The sequence below is a fragment of the Lactonifactor sp. BIOML-A5 genome, from assembly GCF_009677585.1.
Lineage (GTDB): Bacteria > Bacillota > Clostridia > Lachnospirales > Lachnospiraceae > Lactonifactor.
In genome coordinates this window covers 53,953-72,755 of record NZ_WKYV01000014.1, presented here as the reverse complement: position 1 = coordinate 72,755, position 18,803 = coordinate 53,953, and the positions used below count along the sequence as shown (strand labels likewise).

Below are 18,803 nucleotides of genomic sequence, written 5' to 3'. Positions count from 1 at the left end.
GCACATTTGCCATTGCACTGCGGGACAGGTATAGTATAATAAAAATCGTAACAAGGGGTGATGATAGATGGACGATAGCTACTGCCTGCTCCCGGAGCGCATTTCCGAGCAGTTTTCTGAAATCGACAGCGACATTGTGATGGATTTGGCGGCTGCCAGCCCGGAATATGCCAAGTTAAAGGCCCAGATGGAAGAACTGAAACGCCAAAATCCTGTGATTGGCGCTCTGCTGGAGGGCAAGGGAGAACTTTCTTTTACTGCTGAGGAGCATGAAGCCTTGAAAGAATTTATCCGGCTGTATATGCGGGCCGATAATATGGAACGGGAACACATCTACTTCCGGGGCCATGCAGACGGATTTGCCTATCTGAAGAAAATCGGCGCTTTCAAAACTGAATAGTTTTTTGGGCGGCATGGAAAAATCCATGCCGCTTTTACATATCCAAATTCATTCGCACCCCCAAAAAGGTCTTGAACAAAACAAGTTTTTACGGATTAGGAGTAAAAACTATTGAAATTCTTGGAGTTTTTGGCTATGGCTTAAAGCTGCCGCCCAAAACTGCACATTCCCCATTCATATCTGCATATAAATCGCAAAAGTATATGCAGAAAGTCGATTGGAGCAATCCAGTCGGCTTTTTCCATATCTGAAAAGAGTACAGCCCCTTTTACATAGTCAGCTACCCCACATGGGGCGGCTAATCTATGGCTATGTGAAGGGGGCTGTATTTTTTTATGCCTTTTTACGATTCAGAAGCCATCGAACGGGCAAGGCAGGTGGACCTGCTCACCTACCTGCAAACCTGCGAACCCCAGGAGCTGGTCCATGTGTCCGGCAACGTCTACTGTACCAAGACCCATGACAGCCTGCGGATTTCCAACGGCAAATGGTGCTGGTTTTCCCGCGGGATTGGCGGTTACAGTGCGCTGGACTATCTCATCAAGGTCAACGGCTATTCCTTTTTGGAGGCCATGGAAACTATCTCCGGAAGGGCTGCCATCCCGCCGCCTTCCTTTGTGCCAGCGCCGAAGGAGGAAAAGCCCAAGCACCTGCTTCTGCCCCAGGCCGCCCCGGATAATCGGGCGATGATGGCCTATCTCAAAGGCCGGGGCATTGACCAGGAGATTTTGGACTACTGCGTTCAGACCGGGCGGATTTATGAGAGCCGGAACAAGGGCCACAGCAACGTGGTTTTTGTGGGCTTCGACAAGGATGGCAAGGCGCGGTTCGGCTGCCTGCGGGGAATCAGTGAAGCCCGGTTCCACGGGGATTTAAGCGGCAGTGATAAGCACTTTTCCTTCGCCCTGCCCGCTTGCGTGGAAAATCCGGCAGTCCATCTGTGCGAGTGCGCCATTGATGTGATGTCCTACGCTACGCTCTGCAGGCTGGACGGGATCGACTGGCGGCGGCACAATCTGCTGTCCCTGGCCGGGGTGTACCAGCCGAAGAAAAAGATCGAGGAAAGCAAGCTGCCGGTGGCCCTCACCCGGTTTTTGGAGGATCACCCCCATGTGAAAACGGTCTATCTCCATTTGGACAACGACACCGCTGGCCGGCTGGCGGCCAAGGCGATCATGGCTGTCATGCCGGAGGGCTACCGGGTGGAGAACAAACCGCCGCCCCGTGGAAAGGATGTGAACGATTTTCTGTGCCACCGGCTGGGGATTCCCATTCGGGGCAGCCACGGCAAAGAGCCGGAGCGGTGAGTTGCCGGTTTCGCAGCTTCGACAGATTCTCCCTCTTGCAAATTGTTATCATATATGTTAACATTAAAGCAGTGAGGTGAGAGTATGGATGAACTGCGCAAACGGCAGAAAATCATATCCCAGCTTGTGGAGGCCCGTCTGGAGCAGGGCATTTCCCAGGCAGAACTGGCAAGGCGGCTGGGAATCCAGCGTTCCGGGATCAACCGCCTGGAAAGTGGGACACAGAACCCCACGCTTGATATGATCTTAAAAATCGCCTCGGCGCTGGGAAAGGATGTTTCACTGGAACTGAACGACAAGGAGGAGCCTATGAGCAATGTTTACAGTCTCCGCATTTATGATACGGAGCTAATGCGCTTTTCCATGGAAAAGCAGGGCTTGTCCGGCCTTGTGGCCGAAATCTTATACACCAACGAGGAGCAGGCCCATTTGCTGCCTTTGGATATGGAGCGCACCGGCGAGGGCGTCATCCATTGGCTGGAGCGGCGGGTTATCCCCAAAAACCGCGCCTTTGTGGACGAGATTCTGAAAACCCTTGGCCTCAGCCATAACGACACGAAGGGAATCATCGACGTGTGCAAGGGGCTGTCGCTGAACGACAGCTATTGGGTGGTGCCGGAAGGATTTGAGGGGAAATTCTCCCAATACAATCTTTACGAAAATCGTTTTTCCGAGATACTGGCGCTGGTGGCCTATACCGGCGCAGGCGGGAGCCGGCAGGCGTTTACCACATCCCCGGAGCTGACCACAGGCGGTATGCTGCCCAAGGCGTGGCGCTATGTGGACCACGATGGGATTTATCTCTATAAGGGCGGCACGACCGGCGCGTCCAATGCGGGCCGGGAACCGTACTGCGAGTATTATGCTTCGCAGATTGCGGAAACCATGCGTCTGAACGCCGTGCATTATGACCTGGAGAACTGGAAAGGCATTACCGCCTCTAAGTGCGCCCTGTTTACCAACATCGACACGGCCTATATCCCCATCGGGCGCATTGTCCGAACCGGGGGCATTGCCGCCTGCCTTGCCTACTACGACAAGCTGGAGCCGGAGTTTTCCGAGCAAATCCGCAGTATGCTGGTGTTTGACGCCCTGATCTACAATGAGGACCGCCACTTTGGAAACTTTGGCGTCCTGCGGGATAACCACAGCGGCAACATCATCGCGCCCGCCCCCATTTTTGACAACGGGCTGTCCCTGTTCTGCTATGCCGGCAAGGAAGATTATGCGAACCTGGACGAGTATGCAAAAACCCGTTCTAACCCCTACAACATCTCCTATGAGGAAGTGTGTGCGGAAGTCATGGGGCCAAAGCAGAAAGAGCAGCTCCGCCGTATGATCGGGTTCCGGTTCAAGCGCCACGAAAGCCTCAACCTGCCGGAAGAACATTTGCAGGCCATTGAGAAGCATTTGGAGGGCCGGGTGCGCAAGCTGTTGGCAATCCCCACCCGTCATCTGAAACAGGAGAAGGTGCGGTAAAAACGAATATCTTTTTTTGGAGAGCGTTCTGAAAATGGACGCTCTTTTTTGTTGCCCATTTATAGAGAGGAGCGTGAGCGATGAACCATTATGATGTCACCATCCGGGAAACGCTGGAGGTGAAAATGAAGGTGGCGGCAAATAGCCGGGAGGAGGCCGAGCAGTTTGCCAGGGATCAATGGAAACGCGGCGAAGTCGTTCTGGACGCCAACCATTTTACCGGCGTGGAGTTCCACGCAAAGCGGTATTCCCGTGACCGGGGCGAGTGATGAGTTCTTTTTTCGCCTGTCCCGGATTCCCCGCAGGGGAATGGAATGTAGCTGTACCAGCAAGCATCGCCTTTGTGATACCACAAAGGCCGCTTGTTAGGGGGAACGCCCCCTAATACCCCTTTTGAAAGGATGGAGGTTTTCATGGAAGGATTGTTTTTCGCCATTGGATTTCTGCTGGGCGGTGTGGTCGGCGTGCTGATTATGTGCCTGCTTCAAATCAACCGCATCGGCAGAAAGGAGGATTCAGAAGAATGAGAAAACGCAACGTACACGTCCAGTTCTGGCTGGACAAAAAAGAGGCGGAAGCCTTTAACAAGAAAGTAAAACGCAGCGGCCTTTCCCGCGAGGCGTACCTGCGCCATCTGGTGAACGGCCTGGTTCCCCAGGACGCGCCACCGCCCGCCTACTACGACTTTATGCGGGAGCTTCACCGGATCGGCGGCAACCTCAACCAGATCGCCCAGAAAGCCCATGTGCTGGGCGTCATTGATGAGCGCCGCTACGATGAGGAAATGCGGAAGTTTGACCAGCTTGTCCGGGACATCACCCAAGCGGTGATCCTTCCCCGCGCTATGGACACGAAGGGGTCCCCGCGAAGCCTGCTTCGTGGGGAGAAGGAGCACCCGCGAAGCGGTGAGCCTTTTGACGCTTGCGGCAAAAGCGGCAAGCGGAGCGCGGTGTGACGTGGCTACCACATCCATCTGGCGGGTGAACGGCTGGCTGGGCAAGGTCCTCATCTATATCGAGAATCCAGACAAGACCGAAAATCCTGATTTCTTTGAAAAACAGGATATGGATGGCAAGGAGGCCCAGGGCCTATCCGATGTGATCGAGTATGCCGTCCAGCAGCAAAAAACAGGCAAGGCGGTGGAAAGCGAAGGCGAAACGGTCATGCGGCAGTTTGTTTCCGGGGTGAATTGCAGCCCCTCTACTGCCCGCGATGAGATGATAGCGGTAAAAAAGCGTTTCGGAAAGGAGGACGGGACTGTGGCCTACCACGGCTATCAGAGCTTTGCCCCCGGCGAGGCCACGCCGGAGCTGGCCCATGAGATCGGCCTTGCCCTGGCAAAAAAGCTGTGGGGTGAAAAATACCAGGTGCTGGTGGCTACCCATCTGGACAGGGAAAATCATCTGCACAATCATTTTGTAGTGAACACGGTTTCCTTCGTGGACGGCATCAAGTACCACCGTACCGAGCAGGATTATTTCGATATGCAGCGGGAATCCGACCGGCTGTGCCGGGAGTATGGGCTTTCCGTCATTGAGAACCCCCAGCGGGGAAAATCCAAGCACTACGGGGAATGGCGGGCCGAGCAGGAAGGCCGCCCCACCTATCTCTCCCTCATCAAAGCCGATGTGGATACTGCCATCCGCCAGTCTATGACGGAACGGCAGTTTTTTTATCATCTGCGGCAGATGGGCTATGACGTCAAGGTGGGCAAGGATATTACGGTCCGCCCGCCGAATTACCCCCGTGGACGCAAGCTCATGCGTAACTTTGGCGAGGACTACTCGATGGAGAACATCCGCAGGCGGATTTTAGCCCAGCGCCGCCCCCAGCGGGAACACAGGCCGGAGCCGTTTCGGTGCAGGCTCCGCGGGGATTTGAAACAGGCTAAAAAGGTGACGGGGTTCCGCGCCCTCTACTTCCATTACTGCTATCTGCTGGGGGTATTCCCCCAAAAGCAGAACCGCCCGCCCAGGCGGGTGCCTCATACACTGCGGGAAGATTTGATCCGGGCGCAGGAGCTTACCGACGAAGCCCGCCTTCTCTCCCGCCACCGCATTGACACCCTGGAGCAGCTTAACGCCTATCGGTCCGATGTGGAATCTCAGCTTGCCGGCCTGACGGAACAGCGGAAAAGCCTGTACCGGAAACTTCGCACCAAGGCAGTGCTGGCCGACCCTGCCAGGCAGGAGTATATCCGGGCTGAGATCTCCAAACTATCTGCGCAGATCAAGGAGCTGCGCCGGGAGGTGAAGCTGTGCGGGGATATTGCCCTGCGCTCCACTTCCATCAAGGATAAGATACAGGCCGCCCGTGAGGAAGTCTCCGGCAGGGATGAGAAAGCCCGCCATGAGCCGGAGCAGGGCCGGGCGGCTCCCCCAGGAAGGAGATGATTTTTGATGTATAACTCAGGCGACGCGGCGGAGCAAGTGGTACGGATGAGCCTGGAGGGTGCTGAATTTGCCCTCAAGATCACCGGTTCTGCTGCTAAAAATCTGGCCGCCGCCCTTTACACGGTTTTGAAAGACCAGAAAAAGACCAAGGGCAAAGCCCGCATTGAAGCTATGCTGCGGGAAAAGCGCCCCTTAAAGGTTTACACCATCAAGAAGGAGGATTGCCCGGAGTTTGCCAAGCAAGCCAAGGGGTACGGGATTCTCTATGCTCCCATCCCGGTGAAAAAAGGTGACGACACCATCGACATTCTGGTGTTCGAGGATGACGCCGCCAGAGCCAACCGGATCGTGGAGAAGTTCAAGCTCACCGTTGTGGATACGGCTTCGATCAAGGAGGATATTGAGAAATCCCGCGAACAGCGCGGCAGCGAACCCGCCGCCCCGGAGCAGGCCATGCCGGAAAAAAGCGAGGACGACCAGCTTTTGGATGAGCTGATGGAGAAGCCCGTCCAGAAAGAGAAGGCCCAGCCAGAGCACCCGGCAGCGGAGAAAACCGATTCTTTTACACCAGCGGCGGAAAAATCCCATCCGTCCGCGCCTATCTCCGAGAACAGCAGCAAGTCCGCAAGGGGTACTTCTGATGGGGCCGAAAAGCCTTCCGTCCGGCAGGAGCTGCGGGACATCCAGGCCCAGCGGAAGAAGGAGGCGGAGGCTGCCAGGGCCGAGGAGCCGGCTGCGCCCCAGAAGAAGGCGGCTCAGAAAACCACACGGCACCAGCCGCCCAAACCCAAAAAGAAACCCAAATCGAAAGAGAGGTAATCTGTGATGAATAACTTTGATGATCTGTTTGAACAGCAGCCCCAGGCGGAGGCCGCGCCGCAGAAACAGGAAAGCCGGAAAGAGCGCCCTAAGCGCCAGTGGTGGCAGGTAAAAGAGGAAAAGCAGCGAAAAGAAGCCTATGCCACTCTGGATAAGATTTTTGGAGAGTTCTCTGAGGGTACGGGCAGTATGGAGGCATATCTGGATGTGCAGAGCCGGTTCCCCTTCCACTCTGCTCGCAATGCGCTGCTGATCGGGGAACAATGCCCCGACGCGGTGCGTGTGGGCGGCTACAAGGAGTGGCACGCCCAGGGGATCGAGATTTTGGAGGATGAGAAGCGTTTGCCCATCATCATTCTGGAGCCGGGCAAGGCATACCGGCGTGAGGATGGCAGCGTGGGCCAGAACTTTTACGCCAAGGAAGTCTATGATATTTCCCAGACTACGGCGCGGGATCAGACACAGCCCCAGGTGAGCTACGATGACCGCCTGCTCTTAAAGGGCCTGATCGCCAGTTCCCCGGTGCCCATCCGGGCCGTGGAGGAACTGCCACAGGGCCGTGGGGCCATGTTTTCTGCAGAGCAGAACGCCATCCTGGTGAAAAAGGGCATGGACGCGCCGGACATCTTCCGCTGTGTTTCTCTGGAGGTTGCCAACGTGCAGCTTGCCCAAAGCATGGACGGCTATTCCAGAGAGACAGATGGCTACAAAGCCTATGCTGTCAGCTATATGCTCTGTAAGCGGTATGGCGTGGACGCCAAAGAGTATGAGATTTCCAAACTGGACGGCGTGTTTCAGGGGCAGGTCCCCAGGGAGGATATTCCTGCTGCCCTCACCGATATGCGGGATACGTTCAAATCCCTCAATGGCCGTATGGCCAGGGCTATGGGCCTCACCCGCGACAGCAAGCAGAAGGAACAGGAACGGTAAAGGAGGAGTAGACCCATGGAAAAACAGGAAAAAGTCGTCCTCACCCTGGACAGCTATGAGCATGGGATCATGATTCGCGCCCTCAATGAGCTGCGCAACGATATGCTGGAGGAACAGCGCGACCCCGGCCCGGTGGAGGATGTTCTGCTGAAAACCATTGACGCCCCTCGTCGTCGCGGGCTGCACTCTCTCGTTTCGCCCGCAGGCGGGCAAAAGCTCGACCGTTCCGCCGCTCCTCCTCTCCCCACAAAGTCTGATGACTTTGCGGGGACCCCCAAGAAAGGAAGACGCCGGGATGAAGCCAGATAACAAGGCGGGCGGCCCCTGGCTCTATGCCCTGGGGCTGGTCCCGGTGATCTGGTTCGCCCTGCTGATTGCGCCTGCCATTTCCGGGGGACTTTCGGAGATCGTAAACGCCCTGCCTGCGGCAATGAACGATCCATTCAAAATCGTGTGGTGTGAGGACAGTGTAAAAACTGTCCTCATTTTTATTGCCGCCTATGGGCTGGGCATTGGCATTTATCTTTCTTCCCGGCGCAATTATAGACGAGGCGAAGAACACGGTTCCGCCAAATGGGGCGATCCGCGGGCCGTAAATAAGAAATACCGGGACAAGGACCCGTTCAAAAACCGCATTTTTACCCAACACGTCCGCATGGGGCTGGATGGCCGGAAGCACCGCCGCAACCTCAACACTTTGGTGGTGGGCGGCAGCGGCGCGGGCAAGAGCCGGTTCTATGGTAAAGTGAACATCTGCCAATGCAATACGTCACTTTTTGTTTTGGACTGTAAGGGGGAGCTGCTTCGTGACTGTGGCGGCCTGCTGGAACGGATGGGCTATGAGATTAAGGTAGTGGACCTTCTGAACATGGAGAAAAGCCACTGCTACAATCCCTTTGCCTATCTGAAATCCGACAACGATGTGCAGAAGATGGTGACGAACCTTTTCAAAGCCACCACCCCGAAAGGGAGCCAGTCCAACGACCCTTTCTGGGATACGGCGGCCTCAATGCTCTTGATGGCCTTGGTGTTTTACCTGTGGTACGAAGCGCCGGAGGACGAGAAGAATTTCCCCATGATTATGGAGATGCTCCGAGCCGGGGAGGTGCGGGAGGATGATGATTCCTACCAATCCCCCCTGGACGAGCTGTTTGACCGGCTGGAAATGCGTTCCCCGGACCACATCGCCGTGAAGTATTACAAGGATTACCGTTCCGGCTCTGCAAAAACGCTGAAATCCATTCAAATCACTTTGGCGTCCCGCCTGGAAAAATTCAATCTTTCCTCGGTGGCGGCCCTCACCGCCACGGATGAGCTGGACCTTTCCAGCCTGGGCGAGAAAAAAGTAGCACTCTTTGCCCTCATCCCGGACAACGACGCCAGCTTCAACTTCCTGGTAAGCCTGCTGTATGCCAGCACCTTCCAGGAGCTTTTTTATTCTGCCGACCGGGTACACGGCGGCAGCCTGCCCACACCGGTGCATTTTTTGATGGACGAGTTTGCGAATGTTTCGCTGCCCGATGATTTCGACAAGCTGCTGGCCACCATGCGTTCCCGGAATATCAGCGTTTCCATCATCATCCAGAACATTGCCCAGCTCAAGGCGCTGTTTGAAAAGCAATGGGAATCCATCATCGGCAACTGCGATGAATTTCTGTATCTGGGCGGCAATGAAACGTCCACCCACAAGCTGATCTCCGAGAACTACCTGGGGAAAAGCACCCTCTGGCTGGACACCTACGGCAAGAGCACCGGGCATTCCGGCAGCTATTCCACCAACAACCAGATCACGGGCCGGGAGCTGATGACGCCCGATGAGGTCCGTATGCTGGACAACAACCTGGCTCTGCTCTTTATCCGTGGCGAAGCGCCGCTGATGGATGAAAAGTACGACCTTTTGAAACACCCCAACATCAAGTACACCACCGACGGCGGTGCAGCGGCCTTTACCCATGGCGGCACTGAAAACGCCGTGGCGGATATGGTTATTGGCCGCCTTACCCCCGGCGACCTTGCCAATATCCAGGAGCCGGAAACCCTTTACGAGCTTCTGTCCGATGAGGACATGGAGAATATCTTTCAATTCAAGGAGGACACCCAAAATGAAATGGATTAAGAAGGAAAACAAGAAGAAAGAAACCCGCAGCCTGCCCATGGGCAGAAAGGGCCGGAGCGCCTTTGCCGTTTATGCGGCTCTGGTGCTCATGCTGTGCTGCTGCACCACTACGGCCTTTGCCGCCAGCGACCCGTTGACGGTTATCAACAACCTTAGTGATTTCATCTTCGGCCTGATCCGCGCCGTAGGTATGATCCTGCTGGGCTTCGGCGTGGTACAGATCGGCTTGTCTCTCAAATCCCACGACCCCAGCCAGCGGGCCAACGGTTTTCTTACCCTGGCCGGCGGCGTTGTGATTACGTTTGCGAAGGAGATTTTGACCCTGATTACCGGCTGATTTGAATAACGGCAGTACGGGGGCAGGTCCATGGCGGCCTGCCCCTTACCGTTGCCGGAAAGGAGGTTGTTGAATGTCCGATAACTGGGTTGTACAAAATTTACAAAATGCCCTCGACACCTGGAACAAGTACCTGTCTGAGATCTGGCAGCTCATCACCCAAAGCCCGGAACAGTTTAAGGGCGGCTCCATCTGGGGCGTCATTGTCAACATCCATGACGCGGTAAGGGCGATTGGCCTTGCGCTTTTGGTGCTGTTCTTTGTAGTGGGCGTCATGCGTACCTGCGGCAGCTTTGCCGAGGTAAAGAAACCGGAGCACGCCTTAAAGCTGTTTATCCGGTTCGCCATTGCCAAGGGCGTCGTGACTTATGGGCTGGAGCTGATGATGGCCCTCTTTAATATCGTCCAGGGCCTTGTTTCCACCATTATGAACGCGGCGGGCTTTGGTTCGGCCCAACAGACTGTGTTGCCGCAGGAGATCATTGACGCGGTGGAAAGCTGCGGATTTTTCGAGAGTATCCCTCTCTGGGCGGTCACGCTCATCGGCGGGCTGTTCATTACAGTCCTCAGCTTCATTATGATAATGACCGTCTACGGGCGGTTTTTTAAGCTCTATTTATACACGGCCATCGCGCCGGTGCCCCTGTCCACCTTCGCCGGGGAACCGACCCAAAACGTGGGCAAGAGCTTTATCAAGAGCTATGCCGCCGTGTGTCTGGAAGGGGCCATCATTGTGCTGGCCTGCATTATCTTTTCCCTGTTCGCGGCGGCCCCGCCTGCCATTGACCCCAATGCGGCGGCAGTCACGCAGGTGTGGAGCTATATCGGGGAGCTGGTCTTTAATATGCTTGTCCTCGTGGGCGCGGTGAAAATGGCCGACCGCGTGGTGCGCGAGATGATGGGCCTGTAAAAAAGGAGGAAAACAAATGCGTTATCAAACCTATGTGCTGCACTTGATTGACGGAACCGCCATCCCGATGGCGGAGGATTACGACCTGCCCGCTGAAAAAGGGATTGTGGGCCACTTTTCCAAAGCTGCCCCTGACGAGATTTTTACCGTGGGCGACCGGCTTCTGGGCTTTGCCTATATCCCCAAGAGCAGCATTGTTTACCTGGAAACCGGCGATGTGATTGTGAGGTGATATTTTGGAAGTCAAGATCAACCGGGAAATCCGCAACTACACCGAATCCATGTTTTTCGGTTTGAGTATGCGGCAGTTCATCTTTTCTGTTCTCGCCTGCGGCGTGGCCGTGGGCCTTTATTTTATACTACGTCCCTACTTTGGGGTGGAAACACTGTCCTGGATGTGTATTTTGGGGGCGGCCCCCTTTGCCATGCTGGGCTTTATCACCTACCACGGCATGACGGCGGAACAATTTATCTGGGCGTGGCTGCGATCGGAAATGCTGGAGCCGAAGGAGTTTAAGTTCGAGGACAGCAACTACTACTATGCGGCTCTGAAAGATACCATCGAGGAGCTGCAAACCGGGCGTCCCGGCAAAAAGCGCCGGCAGGAGCCGAAACACTTTAGCAAGCGGAAGGAGGCAAAGCATGATTAAGACCATCAAAACCATGTCCAAGCAGGAAAAGGAACGCTACACTGTCCCCCGGAAGGTGCAGGATGTGATCCCCGTCCGCCGTATCTGGCCGGACGGTATTTTTCTGGTGGGAAACAAGTTCTCCAAAACCTATAAATTCAGCGACATCAACTATCTGGTGGCCAGCCGGGAGGACAAGGAATCCATGTTCCTCACCTACTCAGAACTGCTCAATTCCCTGGATTCCGGCGCGGTGACGAAAATTACCATCAACAACCGCCGTATGAACAAGGCCAACTTTGAAACGTCCATCCTCATGCCCATGCAGGGGGATTTTCGGGATGAGTACCGTAAGGAGTACAACCAAATGCTGCTGGACAAGGCCACCGGAGCCAACGGCATTACCCAGGAGAAGTATATCACCATCTCCGTGGTGAAGAAGGACATCGAGGAGGCCCGCGCCTACTTTGCCCGCGTGGGGGCCGACTTGATTTCCCACTTTGCAGCCCTTGGCTCCAAGTGCGTGGAGCTGGACGCCACCGAGCGCCTGCGTATCCTGCACGACTTCTACCGCCAGGGCGAGGAATCCGAATTTGTTTTCAATGCCCGCGAGATGATGAAGCGAGGCCACAGCTTTAAGGACTATATCTGCCCGGATGGGATCGAGAAAAACAGCGACTATCTGAAGCTGGGCAGCAAGTTCTGCCGAGTGCTGTTCCTCAAAGACTACGCCTCTTATATTAAGGATAACATGGTGACGGAGCTGACCGATTTCAACCGCAATCTGATGTTCTCCATCGACATTGTGCCGGTTCCCACGGATGAGGCCGTGCGGGAGGTGGAAAACCGCCTGCTGGGTGTGGAGACCAACATCACCAACTGGCAGCGCCGCCAGAACGCCAACAACAACTTCTCTGCTGTGGTCCCCTACGATATGGAATTGCAGCGCAAGGAAAGCAAGGAGTTTTTGGACGACCTCACCACCCGCGACCAGAGGATGATGTTCGCGGTGATGACCCTGGCCATCACCGCCGACACCAAGGAGCAGCTTGACAGCGACACCGAAGCGGTGCTCTCTGTGGCGCGAAAGCACATGTGCCAGCTTGCGGTGCTCAAGTTCCAGCAGCTTGATGGCCTGAACACCGCCCTGCCCATCGGGGTGCGGAAAATCAACGCCTTCCGCACCCTCACCACCGAGAGTTTGGCGGTATTCATCCCCTTCAAGGTACAGGAGATCCAGGATAAGGGCGGCATTTACTTTGGAGAGAACGCCATTTCCCACAACCTCATCATGTGCAACAAGGCGAACCTTTTGAACCAGTCGGCCTTTCTGCTGGGCGTACCTGGCGCAGGCAAATCCTTCAGTGCAAAGGAATTGATTGCGTTCCTCATGCTCCACCCGGATTACGCCAATGACGACATCCTGATCTGCGACCCGGAGGGAGAATTTGGCGCATTGGTCAAAGCCCTGGGCCGGGAGAGAGCAACGGTGGCCCATCTGGTGGCGGGCGGCAAAGACCGCCTCAACGCCATGTATATGGTAGAGGGCTACGGTGAGCAAAACCCCATCGTGGAAAAGAGCCAGTTTGTCATGTCCCTCATCGAGCAGATCGACAAGCGCGGAGTGGGGCCGCAGCATAAATCCATTATCGACCGCTGCACCGCACTGGTGTACCCGGAGGCGGAGAAGATCGGGCGGGTGGCCACCCTCTGCGACCTGCGGAATAAGCTGCTGGAGCAGCCAGAGGACAAGGCCAAAGAGATCGCCCTTTCCCTGGAGCTTTACACCACCGGCTCCCTGGACATCTTTGGCCGGGAAAGCACAGTGGATTTGAACAAGCCCTATGTGGTGTTCGACATCCACGGCCTGGGCGAGCAGCTAAAGCCTGCCGGTTCCCTGGTCATCACCGATACAATCCTGAACCGCGTCACCCTCAACTGGAAACGGGGCAAGCGTACCCATGTGTTCATCGATGAGTTTCATGTGATGTTTGAAAATGAGCAAAGCGGCATTTTCTTTAATTCCGCATGGAGGCAGTTTAGAAAGCGCGGCGCTTATCCCACAGCCATCACGCAGAATGTGGAGTACCTTTTGGATTCCGTCCAGGCCAGCACCATGCTTTCCAACTCGGAGTTTATTGTCATGTTGAACCAGGCGGCATCCGACCGGGCAAAGCTGGCGAAGCTCTTGAACATTTCCAATGAGCAGATGAGCTACGTCACCAACGCAGACGCGGGCTGCGGCCTCATCCGGTATGGCAGTGCCCTGGTGCCTTTCATCAACCGGTTCCCCCGTGACACCAGGCTCTATGCTTTGATGACCACCAAACCCGGTGAAGGTGTATTCGGCGGCGAGGAGGTGCCGGCATGAACAATATCCGCTTTGCGTCCCCGGAACACCGAGATTTCTTTTTAGATATGATGAGCGAGGCGCGGCGGAACGACTGTTACCACCGGGCCTTTTTCTATGTGATGGGGATTGCCCCAGAAACGCGGGCAAACATCCGCCAGATGTTTGATTTCAAGCAGGATTGCATCGAGCCGGATGGCATGCACGGCGGCTGGCAGACCAGCGGCACTGTCCGGGTGTGCCGCCTTGCTTTCAATCTCTGGAACGGCTACACCGACCCGGAGCACAGCAACGCCTATTCCCCGGAGGATTTGTTCTGCTGCGAGTTTGCACCTTACTTTATGGAGGGCGTGAAAATCCGTTACCCGGAATACTGCCGGGAGCTGCCCCCTGCGAAAAAGCAGGTGGAACCGGCGCGATGATACTTTTGAGAATGGAGGAATGAACAATGGCTGAACCGGCACTTGCGCTGCGGGACCACCCGCAGATCATAGACCTGATTTCCGTTTTGGAGCAGAACGGGCTTCAAAAGCAAAAGGAAGAAGTGCAGGCCCTGGTGGGCTATATCGACGGTATGGAAGAAAAGCTGTCACAGATGATGGACGAAATGAAGGAAATGCGCCTGGAGGTGGGCAAGCTCCACGACAAGGGAATCCGCGCCCGGTGCTCTCAGCTTGTAGACACTGTGGAGGGTAAAGTCCGCCAGACCAAAGTGATGGTTTCCACGGCAAAAGAAAACCTCATTTCATCTGCAAAGCAGATGGTGCAGACTTTCCGGGAGAAAGGGCGCTCTGCCCTGTGCCATGCGGCACAGGCCCTGCGTATCCCCTCGGTTCTTTCCCGGATGGGACGGGGCTTTGCCCATGCGGAAAAAAGCATGGGGCAGCTCGCCGTGAGGCTGGACGCCATGCGGGAAGAATTGCACCAGGCGGGCGGCCACATCAAAAACGCCGGGCTTGCCCTTGCGGGAAAGGAACCCCAGGAAAGCAAGGAATTATCTGCGGATAAGGGTGTGCTTGCCAAGCTGCGGAGCTTTGTGCTGTACTGCGGCAAGGCATTTTCTGAGATGGATCGTGACACGGCTCTCACTGTGGAGCGAATCAATAGTGGGCGCTCATCCGTGAAAACTGAACTGCAGGGGCTAAAATCAGCCCAGGCCGGGCAGCGCCGCCAAGCGGCCAGTAAAGAACAGGCACGATAAGTACAGGAGGGTGAAAATATGAGTGACAAAGTAAAAAGCAGACTGATGATCGCGGGGGCGGCCCTTTGTGCCGCCCTTTTCCTTTTCTCCGGGGCTATGCTCTGCCGGGAATACCTGGATCAGAAGCAAAGCGCCGAAGCCTTTGACGAGGTGGCCGAGCTGGTCAAGGAAGATGTGGAGCTGCCCACGCTGGAGCTGGCCGATGACCCGGCCCAGGAGCCGGAAGAACTCACGGCCTTTGAGAAATATGCGGATGTGTACGCCCAGAACAGCGACCTGGTGGGCTGGATTTCCATTCCCGGCACCCGGATTGATTACCCTGTCATGCAGACCAAGGATAACCCCAACTTCTATCTGAAACACGCTTTTGATAAGTCGTACAGCAGCTATGGGGTGCCCTATATGCAGGAAAACTGCGACGTCGGCATTTCCGACAATCTGGTGCTGTACGGCCATCACATGAACAACGGCAGTATGTTCTCCGACCTGTGCAAGTACGAGAGCGAGGATTTCTACCAGGAGCACAAGACCATCCGTTTTGATACCCTGGACAGCTTTGGCGAATATGAGGTAATTGCCGCCTTCAAGACGGTGGCCTATTCGGAGGAAGGGTTCAAGTATTACCACTTCGTCCGGGCCGAGCAGGAAGAAGATTTTGACGAGTTTATTGCCAAGTGCAAAGAACTGGCGCTCTATGATACGGGTGTGACTGCGGAATATGGCGACCAGCTTATCACCCTTTCCACCTGCGAGTATTCCCGGACCAACGGGCGGATGGTGGTTGTGGCCAAGCTGCTGGAGGAATAAGGGCGGCCCCGCCCTGGGAAGGAGGTGAAGCCCATGGGCAAGGGCATTAAAACAAGAGTTTCTGAGAAAAAAGGCATTAAAGCGATTGATAAAGCGGCGGTTGCTTCTGAACGGATGAAGGAGGCGTATATCCGCACCAAGGATAAGGCCGACCACAGCCTGTATGCGGAGGAAAGCTCCCCCGGTGAGTATGCGTCCGACCGTCTTTCCGCTGGGGTGGATAACGTCACCCATGAAGCGGTCCACCAGTTTGATAAACAGGGCCGCAAGGGGGTTCAGACAACCAAGGAGAACATCTCCAAGGTCAAGGAGAAAATCCAAAAGCGGAAAGCCGCAGCCGAACAGCCGAAAAAACAAGCAGAGAAACAGGCGGCTCGGCAGGCTGGTCAGCCTGCCACACGCTGGAGCGGGCGTCAGGCAACAGATACGGTTTCCGAGCCGGCCAAGGCGGTCCGTCAGGAGCGTGGGGCCATCAAGACCCTGGATCGCGGCAAGAAAGGCATTAAAACAGTGGACAGGGGCCGAAAAACCATCAAGCAGGCTTCTTCCACGGCCAAGGGGACCATAAAAACCACCAGCAAATCCATTAAGACGGCGGAAAAGACTGCCAAGGCCAGTATCAAGACCAGTCAGCAGGCGGCCAAAGCCGCCCAGCGCACTGCCCAGGCCACGGCGCGGGCTGCCAGAGCTGCGATCCATGCCGCCCGTGCAGCAGCCATCGCCACTGCTCATGCGATCAAGGCTGCAGCCAAAGCCACCGCCGCGGCGGTGAAGGCCATCATTGCGGCAACCAAGGCGCTGATTGCGGCTATTGCTGCGGGCGGTTGGATTGTCGTGCTGATAATAGTGGTAATTTGCCTCATCGGTATGATTATTGGTTCCTGTTTCGGGATTTTCTTTTCTGGCGAAGATTCCGGCACCGGGCAGACCATGCAGACTGCCGTACAGGAGATCAATACGGATTACCAGGAGAACCTGGATGAGATCAAGGCGTCCCACAGCTATGATGTGCTGGAGATGTCCGGTTCCCGCGCTGTATGGAAAGAGGTATTGGCGGTTTACGCCGTCAAAACCACCACCGACCCGGACAACGCCCAGGAAGTGGCCACCATGGACGATGAGAAGCTGGAGCTTTTGAAGGACATCTTCTGGCAGATGAATGAGATCTCGTCCAGCACGTCCACCCAGACGGAAACGGTGATTGAAACATCCGACGATGGCAACGGCAATATCGTGGAAACGGAAACCACGGTCACGCAAACCTATCTGTATATCACTGTCAGTCACAAGACTGCGGAGGAAATGGCCGACCAGTTCGGCTTTAACGAGGACCAGCGGGAACAGATGGCGGAGCTTCTGGCCGATGAGAATAATTCCCTTTGGTCCCAGGTGCTTTACGGCATTACCGGAGGGGACGGCGAGATCGTCACGGTGGCGCTCTCCCAGGTGGGCAATGTCGGCGGCGAACCGTACTGGAGCTGGTACGGCTTTGGCAGCCGTGTGGAATGGTGCGCCTGCTTTGTAAGCTGGTGCGCCAATGAGTGCGGTTATATCGAAGCCGGCGTGATCCCGAAGTTTGCGGCCTGCGCGTCCCAGGGTGTTCCCTGGTTCCAGGAGCGCGGGCTGTGGCAGTCGGGCAGCTATGAGCCGCGTTCCGGTGACATCATCTTTTTTGATTGGGATGGCGATATGTCAGCCGACCATGTGGGTATTGTGGAAAAAGTCGAGAATGGCCGTGTCTATACCGTAGAGGGCAACTCCGGCGATTCCGTGCGCCAGAACAGCTATCCTATTGGGTATTCTGATGTGCTGGGCTACGGTTGCCCGGCCTATTAACTCCCTCAAAAAAAGAAAAAAACCAGCCGCGTAGTCGGCTGGGTACATAACAGAGATACAAAATTCAAATTTGCACGTCATAATGCGCAGTTCAGCCATAATATGAATATCCATTTATGTTAGCGGTAAAAATAGACTTTCCTCTGTGATTGTGTTAATATGATATTGAGTTATATGCAGCTAACCACTGGAAGGGGGATATTTTCCTAAATGCAGTTAATGGAAAACGCAGAAATAGTAAAGCCAGATGTTTTTGGACCCAAAGCAAAAGTTATGGAAGAAAACGAAAATGAAACTAAATACCAAATGCAATGCGACACACCAAACGGATTTATGCACTGCTACCATCTATTTCCCGGCATTGATTTAGCATATTCCACTTTTGAGGCTTCCTCATGCCGTATGAGAAATAGAGCGATGCCAAACATTTTGGAAATAGCATATTGTCGTGCCGGAAGATTTGAGTGTGAGTATAAGCATGGGTTTGTTACATACTTGGGTGAAGGGGATTTCGCTGTTAGTCTCCTATCTCCCGAACGAGAACCACCAGAATTTCCGATTGGATATTACGATGGAGTTGCGTTTATAATCGACTTAGATATAACCGGATTGATTTTTGAAAATGTTGTGGAGGGTGTTTCAATAAATCTGAAAGAATTGATAGACAAATTCTGTGTCGGACACTGTTGTTCGGTTATTAAGACACCTCCCAATCTACATCATGTGTTTCAAGAGATCTGCGAAGCACGAGATACAGTTCCTATGGGATACTTACGGTTAAAAGTATTGGAAAGTCTATTCCTGCTTTCCCAGATGCTCCCGCAAGAGAATTTTGAGACTGCTGCATACTATTCTGCCAACCAAATCAAAAAGGTTAAAGCACTAAAATGTGAGCTGGCAAACCAATTAGATAGCCGGGAAACATTGAAAAGTATCGCAGATAGATACGGAATGAGCCTTACTGCTTTGAAAGACTGCTTTAAGGCGGTCTACGGGAAACCGATTCACGCATTTCAGCGCGAATACAAAATGCAGACAGCTACCAAACTCTTGGTTACAACAAAGCTGTCAATAGCGGAAATAGCAGGAATGGTCGGATACGAAAATCCCAATAAGTTTTCCGCTGCTTTTAAGGAAATTATAGGGCAGTCTCCCAGCGAATACAGAAAGAGCAGAAATTGATTGGCTTTTTGGATAGATTGAGGCTTCTTGGAGTGGAGCAATAATTGAATATGGGGTATTATAAGCTTTGCGGTTAGCGATGTCTAACTACAAAGCTTATTTTTTTA

At 54.6% G+C, this 18,803-nt stretch carries 21 protein-coding genes; all 21 read left to right on the top strand.

The window, feature by feature from the left end; all coding sequences use genetic code 11:
• The first annotated feature begins 67 nt into the window (after positions 1 to 67).
• The 21 genes from GKG41_RS12450 to GKG41_RS12350 all read left to right on the top strand — a co-directional run bounded on the left by GKG41_RS12450 (position 68) and on the right by GKG41_RS12350 (position 18,696).
• Entirely contained in the window at positions 68 to 400 is a 333-nt protein-coding gene (locus GKG41_RS12450; RefSeq protein ID WP_154259066.1) for a DUF6664 family protein, read from the top strand.
• A 335-nt stretch (positions 401 to 735) separates the two neighbouring features.
• A complete protein-coding gene (locus GKG41_RS12445; protein WP_154259064.1) occupies positions 736 to 1,707 on the top strand; it encodes a DUF3991 and TOPRIM domain-containing protein in 972 nt (323 codons plus the stop codon).
• An 84-nt stretch (positions 1,708 to 1,791) separates the two neighbouring features.
• Positions 1,792 to 3,186, top strand: a complete 1,395-nt coding sequence (locus tag GKG41_RS12440) for a helix-turn-helix domain-containing protein (RefSeq protein ID WP_154259062.1) — start codon at positions 1,792 to 1,794, stop codon at positions 3,184 to 3,186.
• An 80-nt stretch (positions 3,187 to 3,266) separates the two neighbouring features.
• Positions 3,267 to 3,455, top strand: coding sequence for a DpnD/PcfM family protein (locus GKG41_RS12435; RefSeq protein ID WP_154259060.1), 189 nt, complete (start codon positions 3,267 to 3,269; stop codon positions 3,453 to 3,455).
• A 144-nt stretch (positions 3,456 to 3,599) separates the two neighbouring features.
• A complete protein-coding gene (locus tag GKG41_RS12430; protein ID WP_015535520.1) occupies positions 3,600 to 3,713 on the top strand; it encodes a DUF3789 domain-containing protein in 114 nt (37 codons plus the stop codon).
• Positions 3,710 to 4,141 (top strand): plasmid mobilization relaxosome protein MobC, encoded by a 432-nt coding sequence (gene mobC / locus GKG41_RS12425; RefSeq protein WP_154259058.1) that lies wholly within the window; start codon positions 3,710 to 3,712, stop codon positions 4,139 to 4,141. The genes GKG41_RS12430 and mobC overlap by 4 nt, the downstream gene beginning before the upstream one ends.
• Complete coding sequence (locus GKG41_RS12420) at positions 4,092 to 5,579, top strand: relaxase/mobilization nuclease domain-containing protein (RefSeq protein WP_347563348.1); 1,488 nt, start codon at positions 4,092 to 4,094, stop codon at positions 5,577 to 5,579. The genes mobC and GKG41_RS12420 overlap by 50 nt, the downstream gene beginning before the upstream one ends.
• Before the next feature lie 6 nt (positions 5,580 to 5,585).
• Complete coding sequence (locus GKG41_RS12415; protein WP_055271093.1) at positions 5,586 to 6,398, top strand: PcfB family protein; 813 nt, start codon at positions 5,586 to 5,588, stop codon at positions 6,396 to 6,398.
• A 6-nt stretch (positions 6,399 to 6,404) separates the two neighbouring features.
• Entirely contained in the window at positions 6,405 to 7,328 is a 924-nt protein-coding gene (locus tag GKG41_RS12410) for a hypothetical protein (protein WP_154259056.1), read from the top strand.
• A gap of 15 nt (positions 7,329 to 7,343) precedes the next feature.
• Positions 7,344 to 7,637, top strand: a complete 294-nt coding sequence (locus GKG41_RS12405) for a hypothetical protein (protein ID WP_243133839.1) — start codon at positions 7,344 to 7,346, stop codon at positions 7,635 to 7,637.
• Complete coding sequence (locus tag GKG41_RS12400) at positions 7,624 to 9,444, top strand: VirD4-like conjugal transfer protein, CD1115 family (RefSeq protein WP_154259054.1); 1,821 nt, start codon at positions 7,624 to 7,626, stop codon at positions 9,442 to 9,444. The genes GKG41_RS12405 and GKG41_RS12400 overlap by 14 nt, the downstream gene beginning before the upstream one ends.
• Positions 9,431 to 9,781, top strand: a complete 351-nt coding sequence (locus tag GKG41_RS12395) for a hypothetical protein (RefSeq protein ID WP_058967059.1) — start codon at positions 9,431 to 9,433, stop codon at positions 9,779 to 9,781. Before GKG41_RS12400 ends, GKG41_RS12395 begins: the two co-directional genes overlap by 14 nt.
• Before the next feature lie 73 nt (positions 9,782 to 9,854).
• Positions 9,855 to 10,691, top strand: coding sequence for a hypothetical protein (locus GKG41_RS12390; RefSeq protein WP_154259052.1), 837 nt, complete (start codon positions 9,855 to 9,857; stop codon positions 10,689 to 10,691).
• A 16-nt stretch (positions 10,692 to 10,707) separates the two neighbouring features.
• Entirely contained in the window at positions 10,708 to 10,923 is a 216-nt protein-coding gene (locus GKG41_RS12385) for a hypothetical protein (protein ID WP_154259050.1), read from the top strand.
• Between the two features lie 4 nt (positions 10,924 to 10,927).
• Positions 10,928 to 11,341, top strand: coding sequence for a PrgI family protein (locus GKG41_RS12380; protein WP_154259047.1), 414 nt, complete (start codon positions 10,928 to 10,930; stop codon positions 11,339 to 11,341).
• Positions 11,334 to 13,691 carry a VirB4-like conjugal transfer ATPase, CD1110 family gene (locus tag GKG41_RS12375; RefSeq protein ID WP_154259045.1) on the top strand — a complete coding sequence of 786 codons (2,358 nt, stop codon included), beginning with the start codon at positions 11,334 to 11,336 and terminating at the stop codon, positions 13,689 to 13,691. The genes GKG41_RS12380 and GKG41_RS12375 overlap by 8 nt, the downstream gene beginning before the upstream one ends.
• Entirely contained in the window at positions 13,688 to 14,092 is a 405-nt protein-coding gene (locus tag GKG41_RS12370) for a DUF6075 family protein (protein WP_087271213.1), read from the top strand. The genes GKG41_RS12375 and GKG41_RS12370 overlap by 4 nt, the downstream gene beginning before the upstream one ends.
• Before the next feature lie 26 nt (positions 14,093 to 14,118).
• Positions 14,119 to 14,871 (top strand): DUF6674 family protein, encoded by a 753-nt coding sequence (locus tag GKG41_RS12365; RefSeq protein ID WP_154259043.1) that lies wholly within the window; start codon positions 14,119 to 14,121, stop codon positions 14,869 to 14,871.
• A gap of 18 nt (positions 14,872 to 14,889) precedes the next feature.
• Positions 14,890 to 15,678 (top strand): class B sortase, encoded by a 789-nt coding sequence (gene srtB / locus GKG41_RS12360; RefSeq protein ID WP_154259041.1) that lies wholly within the window; start codon positions 14,890 to 14,892, stop codon positions 15,676 to 15,678.
• 33 nt (positions 15,679 to 15,711) lie between these two features.
• Entirely contained in the window at positions 15,712 to 17,514 is a 1,803-nt protein-coding gene (locus GKG41_RS12355; protein ID WP_154259039.1) for a CHAP domain-containing protein, read from the top strand.
• 210 nt (positions 17,515 to 17,724) lie between these two features.
• Complete coding sequence (locus tag GKG41_RS12350) at positions 17,725 to 18,696, top strand: helix-turn-helix transcriptional regulator (protein WP_154259037.1); 972 nt, start codon at positions 17,725 to 17,727, stop codon at positions 18,694 to 18,696.
• The last annotated feature ends 107 nt before the right edge of the window (positions 18,697 to 18,803 follow it).